This is a genomic window from Paenibacillus thiaminolyticus (assembly GCF_003591545.1).
In the GTDB taxonomy this organism is placed as follows: domain Bacteria; phylum Bacillota; class Bacilli; order Paenibacillales; family Paenibacillaceae; genus Paenibacillus_B; species Paenibacillus_B thiaminolyticus_A.
This window is the reverse complement of record NZ_QYZD01000016.1, coordinates 110,341-132,286: the sequence shown is the minus strand read 5'-3', so window position 1 is coordinate 132,286 and position 21,946 is coordinate 110,341. Positions and strand designations below refer to the sequence as shown.

The 21,946-nt window shown below is 48.5% G+C and carries 16 protein-coding genes and 2 pseudogenes; 4 read left to right on the top strand and 14 right to left on the bottom strand.

From position 1 onward, the window contains the following. The coding region (locus DQX05_RS31455; RefSeq protein WP_220483207.1) for a hypothetical protein at positions 1-289 on the top strand (289 nt) is incomplete at its 5' end. A 238-nt stretch (positions 290-527) separates the two neighbouring features. On the opposite strand, the pseudogene DQX05_RS17825 reads toward DQX05_RS31455, so the two are convergent. The 7 genes and pseudogenes from DQX05_RS17825 to DQX05_RS17785 all read right to left on the bottom strand — a co-directional run bounded on the left by DQX05_RS17825 (position 528) and on the right by DQX05_RS17785 (position 9,325). Beyond that, a pseudogene (locus tag DQX05_RS17825) lies at positions 528-1,031 on the bottom strand (YdeI/OmpD-associated family protein). Continuing rightward, positions 1,015-3,276 carry an ATP-binding cassette domain-containing protein gene (locus tag DQX05_RS17820; protein WP_119794861.1) on the bottom strand — a complete coding sequence of 754 codons (2,262 nt, stop codon included), beginning with the start codon at positions 3,274-3,276 and terminating at the stop codon, positions 1,015-1,017. The pseudogene DQX05_RS17825 and the gene DQX05_RS17820 overlap by 17 nt, the downstream one beginning before the upstream one ends. Positions 3,277-3,360: 84 nt before the next feature. Further along, a pseudogene (locus tag DQX05_RS17810) lies at positions 3,361-4,248 on the bottom strand (M56 family metallopeptidase). A 245-nt stretch (positions 4,249-4,493) separates the two neighbouring features. Next, entirely contained in the window at positions 4,494-4,664 is a 171-nt protein-coding gene (locus DQX05_RS32275) for a BlaI/MecI/CopY family transcriptional regulator (protein ID WP_259392086.1), read from the bottom strand. Positions 4,665-4,706: 42 nt separating this feature from the next. Next, a complete protein-coding gene (locus tag DQX05_RS17800; protein WP_310735678.1) occupies positions 4,707-6,287 on the bottom strand; it encodes a glycosyltransferase in 1,581 nt (526 codons plus the stop codon). Further along, complete coding sequence (locus DQX05_RS17795) at positions 6,280-7,389, bottom strand: glycosyltransferase family 2 protein (protein WP_119794858.1); 1,110 nt, start codon at positions 7,387-7,389, stop codon at positions 6,280-6,282. Before DQX05_RS17795 ends, DQX05_RS17800 begins: the two co-directional genes overlap by 8 nt. Positions 7,390-8,935: 1,546 nt before the next feature. Beyond that, positions 8,936-9,325: a hypothetical protein gene (locus tag DQX05_RS17785; RefSeq protein WP_259392085.1), complete on the bottom strand. Its 390-nt coding sequence runs from the start codon at positions 9,323-9,325 to the stop codon at positions 8,936-8,938. A 469-nt stretch (positions 9,326-9,794) separates the two neighbouring features. Between DQX05_RS17785 and DQX05_RS17780 the strand changes: the two genes are divergently transcribed. Beyond that, a complete protein-coding gene (locus DQX05_RS17780; RefSeq protein ID WP_119794857.1) occupies positions 9,795-10,205 on the top strand; it encodes a hypothetical protein in 411 nt (136 codons plus the stop codon). 92 nt (positions 10,206-10,297) lie between these two features. On the opposite strand, the gene DQX05_RS17775 is transcribed toward DQX05_RS17780, so the two are convergent. The 4 genes from DQX05_RS17775 to DQX05_RS17760 form a co-directional block, all read right to left on the bottom strand. Further along, positions 10,298-11,890, bottom strand: coding sequence for a SagB family peptide dehydrogenase (locus tag DQX05_RS17775; protein WP_119794856.1), 1,593 nt, complete (start codon positions 11,888-11,890; stop codon positions 10,298-10,300). A gap of 40 nt (positions 11,891-11,930) precedes the next feature. Continuing rightward, entirely contained in the window at positions 11,931-13,880 is a 1,950-nt protein-coding gene (locus tag DQX05_RS17770; protein WP_119794855.1) for a TOMM precursor leader peptide-binding protein, read from the bottom strand. After that, complete coding sequence (locus DQX05_RS17765) at positions 13,877-15,835, bottom strand: putative thiazole-containing bacteriocin maturation protein (protein ID WP_119794854.1); 1,959 nt, start codon at positions 15,833-15,835, stop codon at positions 13,877-13,879. The genes DQX05_RS17770 and DQX05_RS17765 overlap by 4 nt, the downstream gene beginning before the upstream one ends. Before the next feature lie 76 nt (positions 15,836-15,911). After that, positions 15,912-16,124, bottom strand: coding sequence for a hypothetical protein (locus tag DQX05_RS17760; RefSeq protein WP_119794853.1), 213 nt, complete (start codon positions 16,122-16,124; stop codon positions 15,912-15,914). 859 nt (positions 16,125-16,983) lie between these two features. Here DQX05_RS17760 and DQX05_RS17750 point away from each other — a divergent pair. Continuing rightward, the gene (locus DQX05_RS17750) at positions 16,984-17,319 is read left to right on the top strand and encodes a metal-sensing transcriptional repressor (RefSeq protein ID WP_119794851.1); all 336 of its coding nucleotides are present in this window, start codon (positions 16,984-16,986) and stop codon (positions 17,317-17,319) included. Between the two features lie 10 nt (positions 17,320-17,329). Then, positions 17,330-18,700, top strand: coding sequence for an MATE family efflux transporter (locus DQX05_RS17745; protein ID WP_310735677.1), 1,371 nt, complete (start codon positions 17,330-17,332; stop codon positions 18,698-18,700). 331 nt (positions 18,701-19,031) lie between these two features. Here DQX05_RS17745 and DQX05_RS17740 read toward each other — a convergent pair whose 3' ends face one another. The 3 genes from DQX05_RS17740 to arsC form a co-directional block, all read right to left on the bottom strand. Further along, a complete protein-coding gene (locus DQX05_RS17740; protein ID WP_119794850.1) occupies positions 19,032-19,295 on the bottom strand; it encodes an AraC family ligand binding domain-containing protein in 264 nt (87 codons plus the stop codon). Between the two features lie 334 nt (positions 19,296-19,629). Then, positions 19,630-20,922, bottom strand: a complete 1,293-nt coding sequence (locus DQX05_RS17735) for a helix-turn-helix domain-containing protein (RefSeq protein WP_119794849.1) — start codon at positions 20,920-20,922, stop codon at positions 19,630-19,632. A gap of 583 nt (positions 20,923-21,505) precedes the next feature. Then, positions 21,506-21,928, bottom strand: a complete 423-nt coding sequence (gene arsC / locus DQX05_RS17725) for an arsenate reductase (thioredoxin) (RefSeq protein WP_119794847.1) — start codon at positions 21,926-21,928, stop codon at positions 21,506-21,508. Positions 21,929-21,946 lie beyond the last annotated feature (18 nt).

Genomic DNA, 21,946 nt, shown 5'->3' with positions numbered 1-21,946 from the left:
GGACCTCAAGGTGAGCAAGGGCCGCAAGGGGCAACTGGCGCTCAGGGACCTCAAGGTGAGCAAGGGCCGCTTTAAGGCGAAACTGACGCACCCGTGCCATAATGATCTTTATTTACAACAGATAAGTTCAGCCAATATAAACTGGCTGCCGAGGTCTTCTCTCGGCAGCTTCTTTTTTAACCCTATAGCTGGAAACTATAAAAAAGCGAGGGATACATCGTGTTCAATCCTATACCTTCATCACTCGAAAAATGATAAGCCAAAAATTAGGTGTTCCAAATACGGATAGGCAAGCAAAACAGAAGCGTGTACTAAAGATTGTGCTAAAGACCTAAAATACATCCTGATGTATTAAGATAAATGTGACCCCATGTTGTACTTTCCTGATCTTCAATTGCCGCGATAACAAAAGAAACACATCGCCTCAAGTTGTCGATGTGTTTTAAGTGCCTAGAGCTTATCAATTACATATTAGTCTGGACACAAGTTTGATTAATTTATTTTCTCATCGAATATTCTAATCTCATTTAATCCCTTAATCCCTTTCCATTGAGAATTTGCTGCATACATTTTTCAACCCTTGACTCTCGAGTTTTGGCTTGCTTGGGTTCAGAGAAATAAAGAATGTATGCTCTTTGCCGTCCCGGCGTCAATGCTTCAAAAGCAGTTTTCAAGGCAGGGGTTTCATCGAGTTTATTTTGAAATTCTTCAGGAATTATGAATTCTATATTCTTTTTAAAGTTTACTTCCAAACCGGCTTTTTCAACTTCAATAGCTTCATAAATATAGGCTTTCAAGATGGTCTCCATTTCAACTATTTCTTGAAGATTGGTGAACCGAATCTGGCGCGCCGCCTGTACATTCTCCGTTTGTTGGATTAGAATTCCATGGGCATCCTGTAACAAGGCACCCTTGTGAAACAGAAGCGCACAATAGTCTTTAAATCCATGTATTAAAACTATGTTTTTTTCTCAAACGTCTTCTTTCCACTTTGTAGCTTTACTTAAATATTCATCAACCTTTGGATTCATTCCTCAAATACTTGCTTGTCAGTGAATGTTTTGCGCTTAACAGCTGTTTTGTCGTGCCTTCGAATATGACTTTACCCCCATTGCTGCCGCCTTCGGGTCCCATATCTATGATCCAATCGGCGTTTCTGATGACATCCAGGTTATGTTCGATCACAATGACTGTATTTCCGGCATCTACCAGACGATTCATGATAGCCAGCAGATGGGCGATATCCGACATGTGCAGTCCGGTCGTGGGCTCGTCCATGACGTAAATACTTCCCTTTTTATGCAATTCGCTGGCCAGCTTGATGCGTTGGCACTCACCGCCCGACAGTGTGCTGAGCGGCTGGCCAAGTGTAAGATAATCCAGTCCCACGTCACTCATGGCCTGCAGCTTGCGCACAACTTCTGTGATGTCAAAGAAAGAGAGAGCTTGTTCAATGGTCATCTCCAGCACATCGGCGATCGATTTATCGCCCAGTTTGTAGGCCAGCACCTCTTCTTTGAAACGTTTGCCGCCGCAAACTTCGCAAGGTGTTTTGACGCTCTCCAAAAATGCCAAGTCGGTATAAACGACACCAAGGCCTTGGCAGTTCTCGCAGGCACCTTTGGAATTAAAGCTGAACAGACCGGGTTTCACTTTGTTGGCTGATGCAAAGGCCTTGCGTACGTCGTCCATGATGCCCGTGTACGTGGCCGGATTCGAACGGGTCGAGACACCGATAGCCGTCTGGTCGATCACAATCGCATCTGGATGCTGTTGCAAAAACACCTCGTTGATCAATGTGCTTTTGCCGGAGCCGGCAACGCCTGTCACTACGGTTAATACCCCCGTTGGAATATCGACGCTTACATTGTTCAAGTTGTGCAGAGTGGCGCCCACGACGGATAGTTTGCCTGTTGCCGGACGAAAATGGTCCTTAAGCGGCATCGACTGCTTCATATGATTGCCCGTCAGCGTATCAGCCTGCAGCAGATCGGAAAAGCTGCCTTCGTAAACAATGGTGCCGCCGCGGCTGCCGGCATAAGGACCGACATCGACGATATGATCGGCTACTTCAATCACATCGGGGTCGTGTTCGACGACAATGACAGTATTGCCTTTATCGCGCAGTTTTTGCAGCAATTCATTGAGCCGGTGCACATCGCGGGGATGCAAGCCAACGCTCGGCTCATCAAAAATGTATACCGCATCCACGAGACTGCCGCTCAGATGTTTGACCATTTTGACACGCTGTGATTCTCCACCTGATAAAGTATCGGTTTCGCGGTCGAGGCTGAGATATTCCAGGCCAATATCAACCAGGTGCTGCAGTCTTTCCGTTAAGGCTTTAACCATAGGTTCCGCTATCGGATCTTTTATTTCCTTAATAACCTCAATCAGCCGACCTACCTCCATAGAAGATAGTTCGGCAATATTATTTTCGTTGATTTTACAGCTGAGAGCCGCTTGGCTAAGACGAGCGCCGCGGCAAAGGTGGCATGGGCCCTCGGTTATAAACGGCTTCACCATTTTCTGGGTGCGTTCCGATTTCGTTTTGACATCTCGCTTGATGTACTTGCCGCTGAACTTCTCAATGATTCCCTCTAAGGTAAATTTTACAGGTTTCCCTCCGACTTGCATTTCAACCTTATGCGGTTTGCCGTACAGAAGCTGTGCCATTTCTTCCTCGGTATAATCGGCAAGCCTTTTATCGTTATCAAACAAACCTGACTGGGTTAAAATATTCCAATCCCAGCTGTCAACACCGTAATCTGGAAGCAAAATGGCTCCTTCCCTAAGTGATTTGGACTTGTCCAGCGATTTTTCCAAATCCACTCCGAGCTTGCGGCCAACGCCGTTGCATTCCGGGCACATGCCCTGAGGGTCGTTGAAGGAAAATGCATTGGCGTCACCGGCGTAAGGTTGACCCAGACGTGAGTATAACAGCCGAAGTATAGGCGAAATATCGGTAATCGTGCCCATGGTCGAGTGAGCACCGCCGCCTAAGCGTTTTTGGTCGACGATAACCGCCATGCTAAGATTTTCGATCGCGTCTGCATCCGGTTGCGGAATACGCGGCAGAAAGGTGCGGACGAACATGCTGAAGTTTTCGTTCAACAGACGCTGGGATTCGGCGGCGATGGTATCGAAAACGATCGACGATTTTCCGGAACCGGATACACCGGTAAAAATGGTGATTTTGCGCTTGGGAATGCGCAAAGATACATCCTTAAGGTTATTTTCCCGGGCGCCGCGGATTTCTATATATTCTTGGGTCATAATATATCTTCCTTTAGATGATTTTATGTTGGTTTCAATTATAGCACGTTACCAAACGTTATGAATTCTTGTCAATTGCCAATTTTAAACAACTAGTCGAGGGATTAGCCACGAAAAGATACAGCCGATAATCGTCATGCCGTAAGGCACAGCCTCCTCTTCCCCAAGCGCCTCCAGGACACAGGCATCACAGGCCAGCTCCCGGTCGGCTTTCATCTGCCGCAGCATGAACCATACGAATGGATTCATCCAGTGAACAGCGGACACCAGACTGCCGATCATATTCTAGATCGTATCCTTTCGTTTGTAGTGGGCCAGCTCATGCGCGATCACGTGCTTGAGCAGTTGTTCATTGCCTGCTTCTGAAATAAGCGATGTCGGCAAATAGACCGCTGGACGGAACACTCCAGTAATATACGGACTCTGAGCGGATGGATCCGCGTAAATCCTCACAGGGCGTTTAATGGAAAATAAGATCCGGCACTGTTCCACAATCTTCAATATCGCAGCACTGTCGACAGGACTGAGATGTTTTTGTTTTCTGTAGAATCGCAGCCAGTAGATCAGGTTATATCCGAGCAAGACGGCCGCACCCGTCAGCCACACTACAGCCAGCACACGAACAGCCGGATGGCTTTCTCTCTCTATGCCCGCTTCGGCATGTTCTTCCGTATCCTTCATGGTCATAAGCGGCTGAAAAAAAGTATTCTTCTCCGCTTCATTCGTTATATAATAGGGTTGATATGTGTTTTCTATTTGGCTGTGTTCGGATATCGTGTCAGGCTTGCCCAGCTGGTACGAAAGCCCGAAGACAGCATTTTTTATGTCTGTCAGTGCAGGAACTGCATTAAACAAGCTTACCGGACTTTGCGGCAGCACCGGCAGCATGAGCCTCAACAGTACAATTAGCCATAGTGCATGCCTCAAACGCGCATGGATGCGTCTGCGGAACAGATGCTGAACTGCCAGCAACTGCGCTTGCCATCAGCGTCGAGGCAACAAACCAATTGAAGAGACGTTCAGCTATATCCATGGTATAACCTCATTTGGTTAAATTTCACGCTTGTAAGGCTGTGAGCAGTCTTTTGAATCTTTAGATTCTTTTCCTTGCTTCTCCAGCAAAATTTGCTGCAATCGCTCAATCTCCTGATCTGACAGATGGGTCTCCTCCAAAAAATTGGTCATCATTAATCCAGCTGCGCCATTGAAGACTCGGTTTAAAAAGAACGGCTTTCCGCGCGCACGCACTCTTTTTCCGAAATTAGCGGATAATACAGATAGCTTCTGCCAGACTTCTGGTAACCCAGAGCTTTTTTCTTCATTAGCCGGTTGATAAAGGTTCTGACCGTCTGATCGCTCCAGTCCGTGCCCTTCGGCAAATGCTGCACAATTTGCTCGGCTGCTTAGCTAAATCATGTATCATTTCCCTCTTATTCGATCCATCGAATCAGGTTCGGTTTGTCATCCAATATGGATAGATATTGCTCCAACCATCCATATTTCGCTTCCGGATCGAGCAGCATATATCTTTGGTATTTTTCAAGACGCTCTTCGGGTTTAGACCATCCCAAGTGCTTCAATCGAAGCTCCGATGAACGGTGGGGAAGCTCGAAGACATTCTCGGGGAACCGCCCGCAATGCTGCGGAGTCTCTCTCCATGTGGATACAAAATCAGAACGGTAACGGAGCAAAAACGGACGATAGGTCAAGTGCGATCGCCAAAAATCGTCCTCCCTATAATGGGTTTCGTTCCAAAAATCGAAGAGCCGAAAACAAAATAAGTCGACTTCATTTTGCTGTAACAGTTGTTGAATCTCACTGGCAAACCGGCCCTCAAATATTTCATCCGCATCGAGATTCAAAATCCAATCGGGCTCTGTTTTCACCGTTTCCTCCCATTGTTGCTTTCGTAAATCGACTTCGTTGTTAAACTTCGACACGTCGTTCCTTACCAGCCTAACGGGTATCCCCTGCAACGCGTCGAGGCAAACGTCAACCGTGTTATCTTCGCTGCCGTCATCGATAATTACCGCCTCATCGATATATTTCCGGTGTTCCTCCAGTACTTGCTTCAAATACCGTTTCTCCTCGTTCTTCACCACCATCGTCAATGTCAATTTATCCCTTCCTCGTTTTATAGGGGGTTCTGTCATTTGACCAATGCACTCGGATAATAACCCTGTATCCTGCTTTTTGGTCTGTTCACAAGTCTCGTATTTGAACCTTTCTACCCCGTCTAGATCAGATTCCCGATACATATGATAAGCTGGAAAATGAGTGTCAACATATAACGAAAACCCGATTGCAGCGGCACGAACAGAGAAATGACGATCTTCCCCCCAAAAGGAAAGGTTCTTAATCGGCTTGAAGTTCACTCCGGCGACTAACGCATGACGACTGATAAGAGTACAGGCCCCTAACCCTCCTACTTCATATACCCCCGGAACCTTTAATTGAGTAATAAATTGATCGTAACGGACGGCGATATCCTCGTCGCTTAAATCCTCACCCCGTTGCTGTTCCCATTGCGTGTACTCGTCACGAAGCCATACTTGGGGCTGAGGCGCAGAATCCGGTTGCCATGAGGTCCAAAAAATTTCCGACACGATATCTTTTCCCGTAGTGACCAGTTGTTCAACCGTTCTCGGATGCAGCAGCAAATCGGAATCGACTAGAAATAAATAATCGTACTGTTCATCAGTCGCATGTTGGATCATGGTATTTTTAAATTCTGCCACTTTCCAAATAAGATGTTCGTTCCAAAAATGTGTGGTTTCGTTACGAAAATACTCATCCCCTTGCCCAGATGTCAGCACCGTAACATGGTCCACCGCCTTGGCGAAGTCTCGAAGCAGTTCACTTGCCCGTTCATCTCGGTTATCATCAATAAATAAATATCCGAACTCCATATGTTCCTTCCTTAAATGATGCAAAGAAATTAAAAATTCGAGTAGAATGGCCGGTCTTTGATGGACGGGACTTCCGATCAACACACGCATCTTGTCATTCAAGACGATCCCCTCCGGCTTTTACCATATCGTAATTGCTTAAGATGGAATCCAAATACCTTTTATTTTGCAAGACGCTTGGGTCGCTCGGCCGGTAGCTACGGGCAATCTCATTATGATAGTGGGCTAATTCGTATTCACCAGTTCGGTCGTAACATACGCAAAGCTGAAGGTGGGGCAGCCAGGTCGAGCATACAGGATTGAGAAACCCCCAGTTGTCTCTCGACTGTTCGAGTTGGGTAGCCAGCCTATACCAGAATATCGCTGTTCGAATGTCCTCCTGCTGCAAGAAATGAAACCCCAAGCGGCAACAAAATTCGGCGCGGGGACTACCATATTGAAAAGAGCGCAAAGAAGATGCCAACTCCTGTTCCCGATTACCAAGGTGATGATAACAGTCTGCTAACTTCCCGCAGGAAGCAATATTATCTTCGATCCATCCCTTTCCCGTGGCCAGAAATTTTTCGTAATAACATATTGCTTGTTCGTACATCCGGTGATCAACGAGTTCATTTGCAAAGTAATATAAATCCCTAGGCGAAAATTCTTCGCCGCGGAGCAACCGTTTTTTGTAAATTTTAAGATTTCTGTCGCTATCATGGTGGAGTCTGTTATGTGTGATGACAACATCACTGTTCAAAATATTCCCCCAAACTTCGAGGTATTCGTGAACGGCACCAATCCATCGGAATTGGTTTCCCCTCTTCACAAGGCGGTTACGTCTAACGCTTGAAGTCACGTTACCGAATTCATCGAAAGCCAAATGATAATCCATCGTAACAGAATCAACGGATTGATCGAGTCCCACTTTTAGAGTGGAGAATTTCTTACGGTCTTCATCTTTTAATATGTCATCCGCGTCCAACCAAAAGATATAGTCTTTTGTAGCGCAACTAAAAGCATAATTACGTGCCGCTGCGAAGTCGTCAATCCATACGAAATCGAAAATTTGCTCTGTATACTTACGTACAATTTCCTTAGTGGCGTCGGTCGACCCTGTATCTACAATAATGATTTCGTCAACAATATCCTGAACGGAGCTCAAGCATCGATCGATACTGTTCTCCTCGTTTTTTACAATCATACAAAGACTAACGGAAATCAAATTACTCACCTCATTACAGGTATATTCTGGGGGAAATACCCATGTGAGCTTTATTTCTCCTTTATTTTTTCTATAAACGTTACTGCCCAAAAAAGCGGCCAGCCCCGCTAAGGACTAGCCGCTTATTACCTAAGGCTGTATTAAAGCCCCTGTAAAAGTGATTGCTCCGATCGCATTAGCTGTACCGACAGTAGTTAGTGCAACTAAGGTATAGGTAATATTTCCAGATCCAGGGGTTAGATCAACGTGGTCAACACTGGTTGCTCCAAATGTGGTATTTGCGACTGCATGCTGATTAATGCTAAAAATTATAGTTGCCCCACGGAGGACTTGTAGTTGAAGTACTGTATTACCTGACGTAGACTCCCATCCTACGATTCCGGTTAACCAAATGCGGCTTCCTGCAGGAACTCCCGTTATTGTGATGGTTTTTAATGTAGTTGCGACTGCGCTTAACGGGATGGCTGAACTCCCCGTTGTATTTGGCGTATTCTGGGATACTTGAAATTGCTGGAAAGGGCTTGTTGCCCCGTTGCTCCTGTAGCTCCTGTGGCTCCAGTTGCTCCTGATGCTCCTGTGACTCCGGTAGCTCCCGTTGCACCCGTGGCTCCGGTTGCTCCAGTTGCTCCCGTGACTCCGGTGGCTCCGCTAACTCCAGTGGCTCCCGTAGCTCCGGTCGCTCCAGTAGCTCCTGTTACTCCAGTGACTCCTGTAGCTCCCGTTTCTCCTGTAGCTCCCGTGGCTCCAGTTGCTCCTGTCGCTCCAGTCGCGCCAGTGACTCCAGTTGCTCCAGTGACTCCTGTAGCTCCCATGGCACCTGTAGCTCCCGTGGCCCCTGTAGCTCCAGTGGCTCCGGTGGCTCCGGTAACTCCAGTGTCTCCCGTAGCTCCAGTAGCTCCAGTGACTCCGGTGGCACCTGTGGCTCCTGTAGCCCCGGTGGCTCCCGTTGGACCAGTTGCTCCAGTGGCTCCTCTAGGTAACAAGGGAAAAATAGTTCGACAGTTCTTCGGGGGCCTTAAAGAAGAAGGGAGGGAGTTTAGAGGATAAAATTTGACGTTCATAAACAAACCCCTTTTTAAGAGGAGATTAGAGGAGATTAAATCAAGCTTTCATCGTTTCGAATATCTTATGCAGGTTAGCAGTTCAATGTACATTTTTCCCTTGTTGAGAATCCACCTTTTCGTAGGTACTGGTTAGCCGAATGTCTTTGGCTATGTTTTCCACTCGACACATGTCTGAGAGTCGGAACTCGTATGAGAACGCTGCTATGTTTTTTCGGTCCACCACGTCAGCGGCATTCCTCATACTTTTCTCAACCTACTAACAAGTGCTCCCCCTAAGCATCGAGAAAGAAGTAAAGGCAGTAACGTGGCCATAACCTCAACCGACTACTCTCATGTACTTCTTGTCCATGATAACCCCCTCCCTTCTTCTATGGTGAGCTATACTTACCTCGATAACCTCGAAATCTCTATTTCTTATTAAACAAAAACCCGGAAAACAGCCACTCTTTTTCAAAAGTGTCTATCTGCCGGGTGACATGATTTTATTTTTTGTTATCTACAGGAATCGAAATTTTCTTATTGTAGGTTTTAATATAATGGAATCCGTCCAGCAGCAGGAATTCCGGTGTCTCCGTGGTGTTAAACGAATACGTCTGCTCCCACAGAGTGTTACCGTTCTTCGGATCCCAAGGGCGTGCTGTGGAAAGCGATGATACGGGAACTACGTTACCACCAGCTTTTATGGATATAAGCTCCTTTCTCCACTTTACAAATTGTTTTCTGGTGATAACGATATCATGGCCTGTATCGGTTTTGGTTACGCTTCGAATCCATAACTTTTCGTCACCTACTGTGATGGAACGATCTGATGGCGAGGCAAGCGAAATAGGTTCTTCTAGTTGTGTGATAAGCTCCGAAATGTACGAATTCAAGCTTTTTTTCTGAAAATCTCGGGGATTCCTCTACTTCATAATGCGTCATTCAACGATAACATTGGTAAGCAGCGCAGCAAGCCACTGATCGGGGGTATGCGGTCGCTCGATGCGTTGGATATGATGATGTTCAGGTTCCCTCACCTCGCTGCTGTCAATAGAGTGACTACCGTATATACATACTATATACACTATTTGCTTTTGCGTCTATTGAAAATGCGCAACCATTGCTTACCGCCAGCTTTATATTCCTACAAAAATAAACCAACCAGAAATTCTGATTGGCCTAATCATACAAAAAGCCCCATATTACGAGGCATTGGGGCACCTGCCCATTTTATCGGGTCAAGTGCCCTTATTTCAATCTCAGCATATTATATATTATGCCAAGCGAAGGCTTCGAAAGCGAGATTTGTCAGAAGAGGGTTCACAATGCATTGCCCCTCAAAAGATTAGGAGGAAAGCAACCATGACATACCATCAACCTTTCGTTCAGAACCCGGCCGGCTTCCAGGGTTCCGATCCGTCCGAGCAAGCCCCCGAGCAGTCGAATATTCAAATTAGACCTCGCGATGACGTATTTCACGAGTCCCATTCTACCTGGTACCATATTCCTCATCACCATGAACACCATCCCGGGATGTGTCATCCTTGGGGGGACGTGATGGTTCACCCCTGGGAGCATGCTCACTACCCGTCCATGATCCATCCCTTCATGGATCATTCATGGGATCCGTATATGGATGACTGCCTTCATCCTTATATGTCTTCAGGGTGGGATTGCTGCCCGGTCGACTACCGTCATGATTGGTTCCATCCCTATCCATGGGGCCATCCCCATGCGCATGGCCATCATTCGTGGGATACCCATCATTGGTAAGAGAAGTCCGGTCTCCCTTTCTTGAAAGAGGGGGTTTCATCGCTAACAACATGACCGTTTGCGTCAATGTTGTTAGCGATGATTCTTTTATTTTAACGGCTCAAGCTGCCCGCCAATCGCAATCGCTGACGATAGGGACCGACTGGTATAAAAATCAGCCCCGTCTCATCCCGGGAAGCCGTTCGATAAAGCGCATCGCTGGAATTGGCGTCAAACGCGAGAAGCGGACGCCCCCCCATCCCGAGGGCGGATGCTGCCAGCAATAAGCGGTGTACGAGCATCCCGGCCTCCATTTGCTGTATACGGTATCCCCGCTTGCCGAGCTGCGATTGCGAGAACCCCCTCTTCCCTGCCACATGTAAGGAGAGCGGAACTTGAGACAAATTGATATTGGGAAACGACATGCTCTCCTGCATCCGTTGCCGGTGATCTCCAAGGCACACCGGCTGCAGCGAATGCGTGGCGCCATCGTACCGATAGGCGCCATCCGGGACGTCTTCCACCCCGTAGAAGAAGCCATAAAGGCATACACGGGGTTCCGGCCGTTCCTGCAGGCCATCCAGGTCGTTGCGATACGTGAAGGAAGCCGTCGCTTCCCGAAGCAGAGCGGCAAGCCGGGAGAGACCGATCGGCTTCAAGACAAATTCCGTCTCGGGCGAGAACCGGTTGCGGCACGCCGCCGCAAAATCATACGATAAGCGGTCTACAGGCGGCAGAGGCAGTGTGAGAGCTGGATCCGGGATTGCCTGCTCATCTTGACGGATCTGTCGAAACAATCGTGCCGAATCCAGTCGAGACGCCTCACTCATCTGAAGCAGCAGCGGATAATCTGCGATCCGCCGCGACCTGACATAGTGATCATGACTGATTGGCGACAACTCCCGGCACAGATCGGAGGCGGAAACCATGTCCTCCTCCTCGCTCCCGCTTTCCACCCACCGGATCGCCGGTTCCGTCGATAACGGGATTACCGCATACACGCTCTCCTCCTGTTGCAATAGTCCGAGCAGATGGTTGATGGCTTGATCGAGAAATTGAAAATGCACGCTAGACGAAAATCCAAATCGTTTCGCGACTTCGAGCAGCTGTCCGATCAACACGCCAGCGTCCAGTCCCTGCAGCCGGTAGGCAAAATTGTTGTACTTGTAAAAATTTTTCCAGTAAGCGATAGATACGAACGCGGCTCCGAAGCAACCGTTCGCGTCGCAGCGATGACCGAGCGACCTTGCCAAAAAATCGTCGAAATTCCCTTCGCGCAGCAACGCCAACCGATGATGCGCCGCATCGTAATGGTATATGCCGGCAGGCAATTCGCCAAGCTTCAGATAGAGATACAGTTCGCTTGGATATAGCCCGCCTCCGGAAGCAACGAAGCGCCGGCATATTTGCAAGACGCCTCCCGTTTCTTTCGATGGCTCCCGTTCCATGACGGATTGGGTCAATTGCGTAAGCCCGTATACATAGTAGAGGAAATGTCCGATATCGTGGAGGCTGGGTACACCGGGCGTATCCCTGCCTTCGAGCGTAGCCGGCACTTCCCTGGATAACGGAAACATCGGCAAGCCGCGATAAAGCTTGTAAGGAAGCGGCGCGTCATCCCAGTCCGTCTCCCAATCCAAGGGCTTGACCTTATCCGGCTCATATTGCAAACGGTGAAGAAAATCGTCCAGATTCATCAGACTCATCGCTTTCCTCCCTGGCTTCAACCGCGCCGCCCCATAGCCATTATGGGAACGGGTGCGGATATGGATTCAGCTGCTCGGGCGACAAGGGCTCCAGCGAATAAGACAGCTCCGCAGGGACCCTGAGCACTCTATCCAGTCCCGTTACACGGATGAGATGCTGCCCGAACGTCATCGGGAGCATGCCGGGAATGAGTACTTTCACGCAATACAGTCCGTTGCGGCGCGTCTCCGGAGTCGTCTGGTCGACCACGATCACTTCAAGATTCAGTTGTCGAAAAACATGCAACATGCTCTTCAGATCATCGGTCAGATCGGCGTTCCAGCCCTTAGGTTCGAACGCTTCGGCGAACGTTTGCATCGGACGATCGTCATTCAGCAGAAAATCGAGCCGTTCCTCCGCCTGTTTCAACCCGTACAGCATGGAGTGGTCCTCCATCTGAACGACCTGGTATGGATCGAGAAGCATCCGTTCATACTGCTGACGGTTTTCCTCGAATTTCTCGCTGACCGTGAGCAGCATGCCCGCCACCTCGTGGATCGCGCTCTTTGCAGCGCGGATCGGATCCGGATGGGCGCCCGCCGCGCAAATGAGGTTCACGCCCCGCTCTTTTTTGTTTTTCGCGAGCGCCCACACGCTTGGTATGCCATGCTCCATTGTCGCTTTATACAAATACATGTCATAGCCCGCCACGGCCTCCAAACGATCCGTCATCCATCTCAATTCCAGGTCCGGGGCCGAGCGGAGATCCAGACGAGGCAAGGGGAGCCGCGCATACCAGGTCATGAGAAAGGAGTCGCGCTCCACCACTTCCAGCATCCCGTAGAAGATCGCTTCCTCCAGACTGCCACCCAACGCGCAGCCATTTGACGTTTCATAGACGAATCCGTGTCCGCAGCCCGCACTGTAATAGGCCAGCAGCTCCGGTACGAGAATCGGACGCTCCTGCAGGAACGAATAGCCCCATACCCAATCGATCGGCCGTTCGGGATCGAAGGGCTTGAACGGGAAGCAGGAGCGTTCATACTGTTCCTTCGCATGGACGCCTACGCGGAGAGGATCGAGCGCCTGGTCCTGCACATTGCGGAAACTGTCATGAACGACAGTTCGTTTGCCGCGGGGCGACAGACCGCAATAACGCTCCAATCCCTCCAGGATGGCCGTCATTTCACTATCCGCATAGGAGTGGGTCCGGCCTGCGCAAGCCTCATCTCCGCCGAACAAGGGCAAATTGATGCTCGCATCGGCGAAAGGAGACACAAGGTCAACCCTTTGTCCGTTCAGAAAACCGGTCCTGGCATCCAGGTAGTCTTTGGCCAACACAGCCTTCAGCTCATCTAGCGAACGGCTGCGATACGTGTTGGCGCTGATTTTCGGGCTTGGCTGCAGCGTAATGCGGGCCAACTGCGCATCGTCTTCCGGCAATCGGCTGCAGATCGGACACAGCGGATCGGGCAGGAAGAAGTGCGACGAGCTTTTCAGCGTACGCAGATCGATCAAGTACATCCGGCTGTCCGTCTCCGGCCGCACGCCCTCCAGCATCTTCACGGCTTCTGCCGCGACCAGGTGGGCCACCTGCAATAATCCCGTGCGAGACGCCCAAGCGTCCCGGGCAATTCCGCCATGCGACGCCAGCTTCTGCTGCAGGCCCCACGATTCCCTGCGGTCGCTTCCCGCCAGCAGGAGCCGGGCATCCGCGCATTGCGAGCATCCTTGATCCTCCGGACGAACCAGCGGACCGACAATCCCCTCTCCGAATGCAACATAGCCGCGCAGCCAGGGCGTTCCCGACTGTCGGAACCGCTCCTCCGCCGCAGGATGAACGGAAGGATCCCAAGCATCGTTCAACACGAGCGCCAAGTCTCCCGTTGCCGCTTCTCCGGATTCGATGCTCTTCTGCCAGACCAGCCGGTAGCGGTCATCGGCAGACAATAGCTTCATTACAAAATCCGTGAGCTGTCCTTCCCCGATGACCGTCACGATCGCGCTCAATGCGTCTCCTCCTCTCGCAGCGATACGCCAAACACGCCTGCCAGCTCTTCTTTCATAAACGGTTCTGCCGACAAATCAACGACCTCGATTCGCTTACGGTTCCCTTGCAGGATCTGCCGGACGGACTGCAGCATCATGCCGTATTCCGACTGATCGAAGCCGGGGATCGCCAGACTTTGCGGCAAGGCATCTTCCACCTTGACCGAAGAGCGCTCCAGTATGTGGCCATGGATGTCCGCCGCATGGTTTTGGATTTTCATCAGCGCCTGTCGGAGCGCTTCTCGCAGCGCCATCGTGCGGTTGACTCCGGCTCCGCCGTACCAGTAACCGTTCGTACCGACCCAGACGACCGGAAAGCCCGCAGCTTCTTGTCCCAGTCCGATTACCGGGGCGTCCTGCATCGTCTCCAATGCGCGCAAGCAATAGCGGCAAAAATCGTCCTCAACCTTGCTTAATGTGATTCGATACACGGAGGGCAGGCTGGAATCGGAACGACATTTCAGCACCTCGAACAGACATTTCTGCAGTCCGCGGAGGATTGCTTCCGCTACGGTCTCTCCCGCCCCGATCCCTACATATTCTTGTGGTTGCAGGTCGAGCAGGCTTGCGGAATCCGGCTGCGCAGATCTCGCCGCCTTCAGAACCCCGGCCAGTCGCGACACGTACGCCTCGATGCCGGCCAAGCCCGTTTCCCTCCTTGCTTCATGGTGCGTCATTCCCATACAGACGATCTGCGGCAGCAGCTCGGCGGGGCCTTCCGACAGCGGGTCAACTGCCTGGACGCGACACTGCGAGAGCGGAAGCTGCTTCGAGTCCCCTTCCTCCCAGCGGTGAAGTATGCCGGTCTTCGCCGAAGTCAAGCGATAGAAATAGGAGAGGAGACGGTCTGCTTCCTGTCGCGCTGTACCTTGATCGGCCGGAAGGCTGAACGGATCCGCAGGCTCGGCCGGACGAAGTCCCCTGACCAGCGGATGGGGAAGTACCGCATGCCACTCGCCTTCCAATGTTTCCGGATTCAGCAGGAACAGCTGTCCGTTCAATTCCGAAGCCGTCGCCCCCGACACGGTCTTAAGCCATTCGAATACGACTACATTCGCGAGCATGGCTTCCGGCGTTGTCGAGACGGCGGCCGGCCGCTCCGCATCGCCAAGAGCGGCTCGGTGAATCCTGCGCCATGCGGATTCGAAGCAGACATCCGAATCCGGGTGCACCAACGGCCCTGCTATGCCCGCCTGTCGCATGTAAATGGCGGGTACCAGCAGCTTCTTCGCGTCCCTGCAGGCCGCGTGCAGTGCTCTAAGCTCTCCGGGATCGTCATCCTGAGCGACGTATAGAACGGAATCCGCCAGCCGCACGACTTCCGGCCAATCGAGAATGCCGTCATCCGACGGGCAGATCTCCTCGACTTCGATCTCGCTGTCGGATAGACGTGCGATCGCCGTCAGCTCGGAGATACGCTGGCGATCCGTGGTCGCCCGGTTCGTGATCAGCATGCGAAACCGGGGCACCCCGGATTCCAACAAGGCCGCAACGAGCGAGACAAATATCGGGCCGGAACCGACCGCAATCGGATTAGCCTGGCGATAGGTTTGAAAGCGGTAAGCGCCCGAACCGCCCAAGCTGTCCAGGAATTCGATCTGTGCGGCATATTTCCGTTCTACCGCTTCCGGGAGGCTGTGCGGGCGGTCTTGGCTGGAATCCCGGACAAAGCCGTTATTGAGCAGTACTTCCGCGATTTCATAAACCCGTAACCTGTACGGTTCCGGCAATCCGTCCGTCAGCTCCGCCATGGAGTAATCTCCGCAGAACATGGGCATCAATTTTTCAATCCACCGGTCGACCATGTCGCCTTCCATTCGGAACGAACCCGTATTGTTGCGGAAGTAGACGCCACCATTTGAATCGGGGAGAAAGAACGTATCCCCTTTCACTTTCAGACGTACAGAAGGATTCAAGTTTTTTATTCCTCCTTAAGGTTTTGCCGGAGGAAAAACCGCATTGTAGGCCAGGACTTCGGTTTCCCCCTCGCTTTTAAGTTATGTAGAGCATTTTGTCCTTCATGCCTGTAACGAAAAAAGGAACAGCCCCTGCAGGACGAGACATCTGCAGGGGCATACCGTTTTTGCGGTTCGGCGAAGCGAGCTTATCGGTACTCAGCGGCAGCGAGCGCAGCTTCCGCAACGCGCGCAGCCACCGCAGCGGAAGCAATTGAAGCAGCTGCTGCAGCGGAAACAGTTGCTGCATGAACAAAACCCGCCGCCGCAAAAGCCGGAGCAAAAAAAGCAAACGCCAACACATAAGCGGGGATCACCCGGGCCGCTCTGATTTTGCCCCGACGCAGGCGTCATCCCCGTCGAACTGAACTGGCCGACATTCAAGTTTTGCAGATCCTTCTGAAAATCGCTCATTTCATACCCTCCATATCATTCATTTCACTATCCTTGCATGTGACAATCATTACATCAGAATGTTGAGATCTGGGCCCTCGGCAAGCTGCCATCCCTAATCTTGACGAGATATCTTATGAAGTTCGCTCCGCTAGTGTTCCTATGATATCTGCCCACCCAAAAAACGGTTATGGCAGAAGCCCTAATAATTGAATTCCACTGTAACGTTTCGGGTTGTCGATCCTTCGGACCGGGTTGTCCCTCGACAGGATGTGAACAAAATTAAAAAAAGCACCATTAAGGTGCTTTACCAAGGATGAATGATTAAAGTAGTAGCCCACTGTATAGATGTCCACTGACTTGATGTCAGCATTGTGTTGGTTTTTTATATCTTGTAATGCTTCTTCCTCTCCTATCATTTGCATTCCGTTTCTAGGTTCTTTGAATGTATAGGCGAAATAGAAACCGAATAAAAGGGCTGCAATCGTACATAACTGTACTATTATCCGATTTTTCACCTCCACTTGTTTTTAGGAGCTCATCGCCTGTGACCCCGCTTTTGTTGGGTGGCAGGCGATTCTTTTCCATGCAAAAGGGATCTCTCAATCAATTTAAAAATTGAGAAACCTCTTCCCTGTTCAAAACTAACGTCTTATTTTTCTGTTGATCAATCCCCCAGGGGGGATATAATCAAACAAAAAGGAGGTTTTTATTCGATGTCAAACCAGGAGCACGATCATGGGCAAGGAATTGAACATACTCATACGATTTCGCATACCCATTCCCATACTCATAAAAATACGAAAGCGGTTGTCAATCGACTTGCCAGAATTGAAGGTCATGTCCGATCGATCAAAGAAATGGCTGCCAATGAACGAGATTGTTCCGATATTTTGTTGCAGATTGCAGCAGTTCGAAAAGCGTTAGATAGTACAGCCAAGGTACTCTTAAAAGACCACCTTGAAACCTGTGTGGTAGAGGCTGTTTATCATGGAAATGAATCCGAAGTGCTTCGAGATCTCAACAAAGCACTGGACCACTTTATAAGATAGTGAGTGATGAATGATGCCTGCAGATTTAATAACCCAGCCAACATCAGATAAACAGAGACTGAGGATTATTCTTGCTTTAGCAATCCCTGCAATGATTGAAAATTTACTGCAAACCGTTGTTGGTTTTGTTGATACACTTTTCGTTTCAAAATTAGGACTTATTGAAGTCACAGCAGTTGGGATCGCTAATACACTGATCGCTGTATACTTAGCTATATTTCTCGCTCTTGGTACGGGGACGTCAGCTTTAATCGCAAAGTATGTCGGTGCCGGTGAACTTGGGAAAGCGAAAGCTATTGCCCATCAATCAACTTGGATCTCAATTCTGCTTGGTCTCCTATTCGGAATTGTCACCTTTTTCTTTGCGGAGCCTCTACTATTATTAATGGGTGCTGAACCTGCTGTAATAGCTGATGGTGCTATCTATTTTCGAATTGTTGCTATTCCCTCTGTTTTCATTTCACTAATGACGATATTCGGAAGCATTCTGCGGGCATCTGGCGATACGAAAACCCCGATGAAGGTCGGGTTATGGATCAATTTGATCCACATTGGTATTGATTATATACTGATTTTCGGTTTTTTATTTATCCCTGCCATGGGGATAGCAGGGGCCGCTTGGGCGACAGTCATCATACGGATAATTGGTTCAATTGCCTTATTTCTTGCCATACGTAAATCAAAACTGTCTTTCAACTTATGGAAAGAAAACTCCAAAGAGTACACCAAACCGTTGCTTACATTATCAGTCCCTGCCGCAATAGAACGTCTTATCATGCGATTTGGACAGGTGCTTTATTTTGGGTTAATTGTCCGGATCGGAACCGAGGTATACGCAGCTCATACCATAGCCGGTAATATCGAGATTTTCTCGTACATGCCGGGTTATGGCTTGGCCGTTGCCGCTACAACGCTTGTAGGGCAGCATATGGGGGCTGGTAAGCCGCAAGATGCCTATCGATACGGGATCCTGACTACAGCTGTTGCCGTGGGTTTTATGTCGATAATAGGCGCCTTGTTATTCTTCTTCTCTCCATTGGCTGCGACATGGTTCACTGGTGAAGGTAATGTGGTAGAAATGGTCACAACCGCACTTCGAATAGACGCTTTTGCTCAGCCCTTTCTTGCAGTTAGTTTAGTAATTGCAGGTGCATTACAAGGTCTTGGAGATACAAAAAGTCCAATGTATAGTACAGCTGTTGGTATGTGGTTCATTCGGGTCGTCGGGGTTTATGTGTTATGTCTTTATCTTGGTATGGGGATAGCAGGTGTCTGGCTCTCAATAGCCCTAGATCTACTTGTTCGAGCATTATATTTGTTCATTCGCTTCCGAAACATATTTAATAACCAACAGGAAGAACAGATACCTATGAGAAATTAAGTATGGAAAATCAAAAAATAACGTCGACGATGATGGTGTTTTTTGTTTAGGATGACATTAGTTCCTTTATTGAAGATGTGGAGTCCGATGCCTCCTTGAGAACAATTAGGACATGTCGGCTTCACTGATGCAGTCCCATGAAACGGACATTGACTATCGCTTGAAAATTGATTGGTGAAGCCACTCCCATCGATGGTGGATCACGACATTATTTTCTGTGATAGTTTCCGAACGCGGGATGTTAAACTGCAGAAGAATCCCACTGCGATGACCCTTCTGCCCCATAATGGTTTCAACTTTGGACCAATCAAAAACAGAAGGTTGTTGAATGTTAGAAGGCGAGCATTTTGTATTTCCATTGCGCATCTTCCGCAGGCTGACAGGCGTAGAGAATGAGCGGCGGAAAGCTGATCATTCGTCCCGTCTCTACGCGCCACAAGACGCCGTCACACCATGCTTGCGTCTCGCCTTCATCGATTAAACCGATGGAATATTCCTCGTGAAAATGCTTCTGATACGCCAGGTCATTCTTGTGGCATCGCTTTGCCTCCAGAAAAGGCAGCGCTTCGTCCCGGTAAAAGGTCACATTCGCCATTTAAAAGCCTCCATATTAGAATAGCTGGTAAGGCCAGGCTAATGCCTGACGTGTACGTACCAGTTTAACACAATAGTTACAGTTCGTATTGGGATCACTGTGAACGTAGTAACCACCTGCCACATCAGCCTCTTTTCGCCTTTGTTATCCTTAGCTGATTTTGCCTAACGTCATATCTATCCCAAGAGATGAACAAATAAAAAGAGCACCATGAAGGTGCTTTACCAAGGATGAATGATTCCAGTATCACCAGAGAATGCCGCCGCCGTTGTTACGAAGATAACTGTGTAGAGCAAGGAATTGAAATATAGATTTTTAATAAGTTTTTTCATGCTTAACCCTCCATTTTATTAGCGCTTTTAACATAGTAAGAACTTAACTTTTCAAGTGTAGCCTTGTGCATAGGGATATTTTGTTCTATATGACTTCGTATAATCATGTTAAGACATTCTTTCTCTTTGATAGTATCGTTAATCTTTGAGAAATATAAAGCTCCTTTCATTAAATGGCTTATATAGTTATCATATTCACCTATAGCTAAGTAGTACTCCCCTTGAAGCCGAAGGTACTCAGCGTACCCATAATAAGTCAACGGATTCGTATTATCTAATATAGATGAGCTTATTTTGCTATTTTCTAGCACGGCTTTAACGCCTTCGGTGTTGTTCTGTTCCAAGTACAATTGAATGAGATGCCTTGTTGCAGAAAGAACAAAGATATCACTACAAGTATCGAGGAATGACCACAACTGTTCAATGGCTTTAGCGGTATTGCCCTTCTTAGCATGGAATAATGCTTCCATCAGAACAACTTGCTCGTGCGTGTGCGGATAATTAAACTGTTTGTATTGTATAGAGTACATCTCAGCCTCTTTGTATTCCCCTATACCAAAGTGCGCGTCTCTAAGCACACCAAGTGCATATATTTTGTAAGGACTTTGACCGCCATCTTCCGCGAGTACTTTTTTGCAATGGTCGATACTCTCGCTGTAAAACCTCAAGTTGTAAGCGTGAACCCCTAATTTGTAGTGTAACTCAAGTTGCTCATCTTGCGGCAAGAAATCGATGTAATGCAAAATGTACTTTCCGCTATAGTATGTTTCCTTCAATCGGCTGAAATCATTTCGTTCAATAAGATAACGTTGATACATGCTTTTAGCTATGTAGGGCATAATTCCGTGGGAACGTGAGTAGTCAAGGATGAGGTCATACAACGAAAGTTTAATGGAGTCGATATCGATGGAGTCGATTTCGCGATACAATTTCCCTACTAGGTACAGGCTGTCTTCATTCGGTGCTTGAAGAAATTTTGCGGCTATTTTCGGTATCAGCGAAGGATATTCAAGTGTTGTTAATTCGTTCTGTAAAATAGTGTAGACGACTTCTGACTTATGTCCAATTTCGATGTACTTCTCTACGACGTCGTTATGGGGAATGTCTAATACTGCAGCGATGGACAAGATGGATTGAAAATCAGGGCGCTTAACCTCGCTGTTTTCAATTCTCGACAGGCTGCCTTTATCGATGCCGACCGCTTCCTGCAGCTTAGCCAGAGTCATTTTCTTCCTCTGACGATAGTGCTGTATTAGCTCCCCCAAGCACTTGGGCTTTGCAGCAACGGTACTCACAGACTCACTCCTTTCGCAATGCAAGTGGTTGACCACCTATAGATTACCATAAAATTCGATTTTTGCGAACACCACCCAACAAATATATTCATATTTCGTTCTCTTCATTACCAAATGGAAAGATGCGCCTTCGGACTTAGACGCATCTTTTGGGGAGATACTTATGGACATCACCGGTTATTCAGCATGTTGGAGGTTTGACAGCTTGAATATTCGCAGACACAATATAATTCTCTGCATTGGCTCCAGATACCCTAGCCCTAAGTTAGCACCTCCAGGAACCGACGATAATTCTTCAATGGAGTATCCCATCTGAATTAGGGCTTGATTAGGTGCTGCATTTCCGTTGCAGATGGAGCTACTTATTTTAGGAGAGCAGCAGCTTGTTTGTTCTTGTTCCTGAACTACAACCTTTTTATAGTGGGCGCGTACCGCCTGGCGCACTTGATCTTTTTTTTGATTCCATTACAACCCCTCCACCTTAGAGTTTTAGCTTCGCATGTTCTTCCTTACCTCTACAATCATTTAATAATTGAATGGAGCGAATTACGATTTGACGCAATGGATGCCGACCTTAATTAGCTTACTTACCTTCTTTCAGAAACTGTTCAATGCGAGCCTTAATATCATCACGAACTTGACGGAACTCGGTCATGATCTTTTTTTCGATTCCTGTTGCTTTAGCGGGGTCATTGAAGCCCCAATGCCATTTGACTACATCCTTGTTAGAGATGACTGGGCAATGCTCGTCAGCGTGGCCACAAAGTGTAATCACATAATCTGCACGATTCAAGAGCACTGGATCAATAACATCGGATGTATGTTGTGAAATATCAATCCCTGCCTCCTTCATGACCAGAACTGCTCTAGGATTAAGTCCATGAGCTTCCAGACCTGCACTTTTCACCTCATAACGGTCACCACCGAGAGCTTTCAACCAGCCATCTGCGATTTGGCTGCGGCAAGAGTTGCCTGTACAAAGAAAGTAAACTAATTTTTTGTGCATGATGTCGTTAACTCCTTC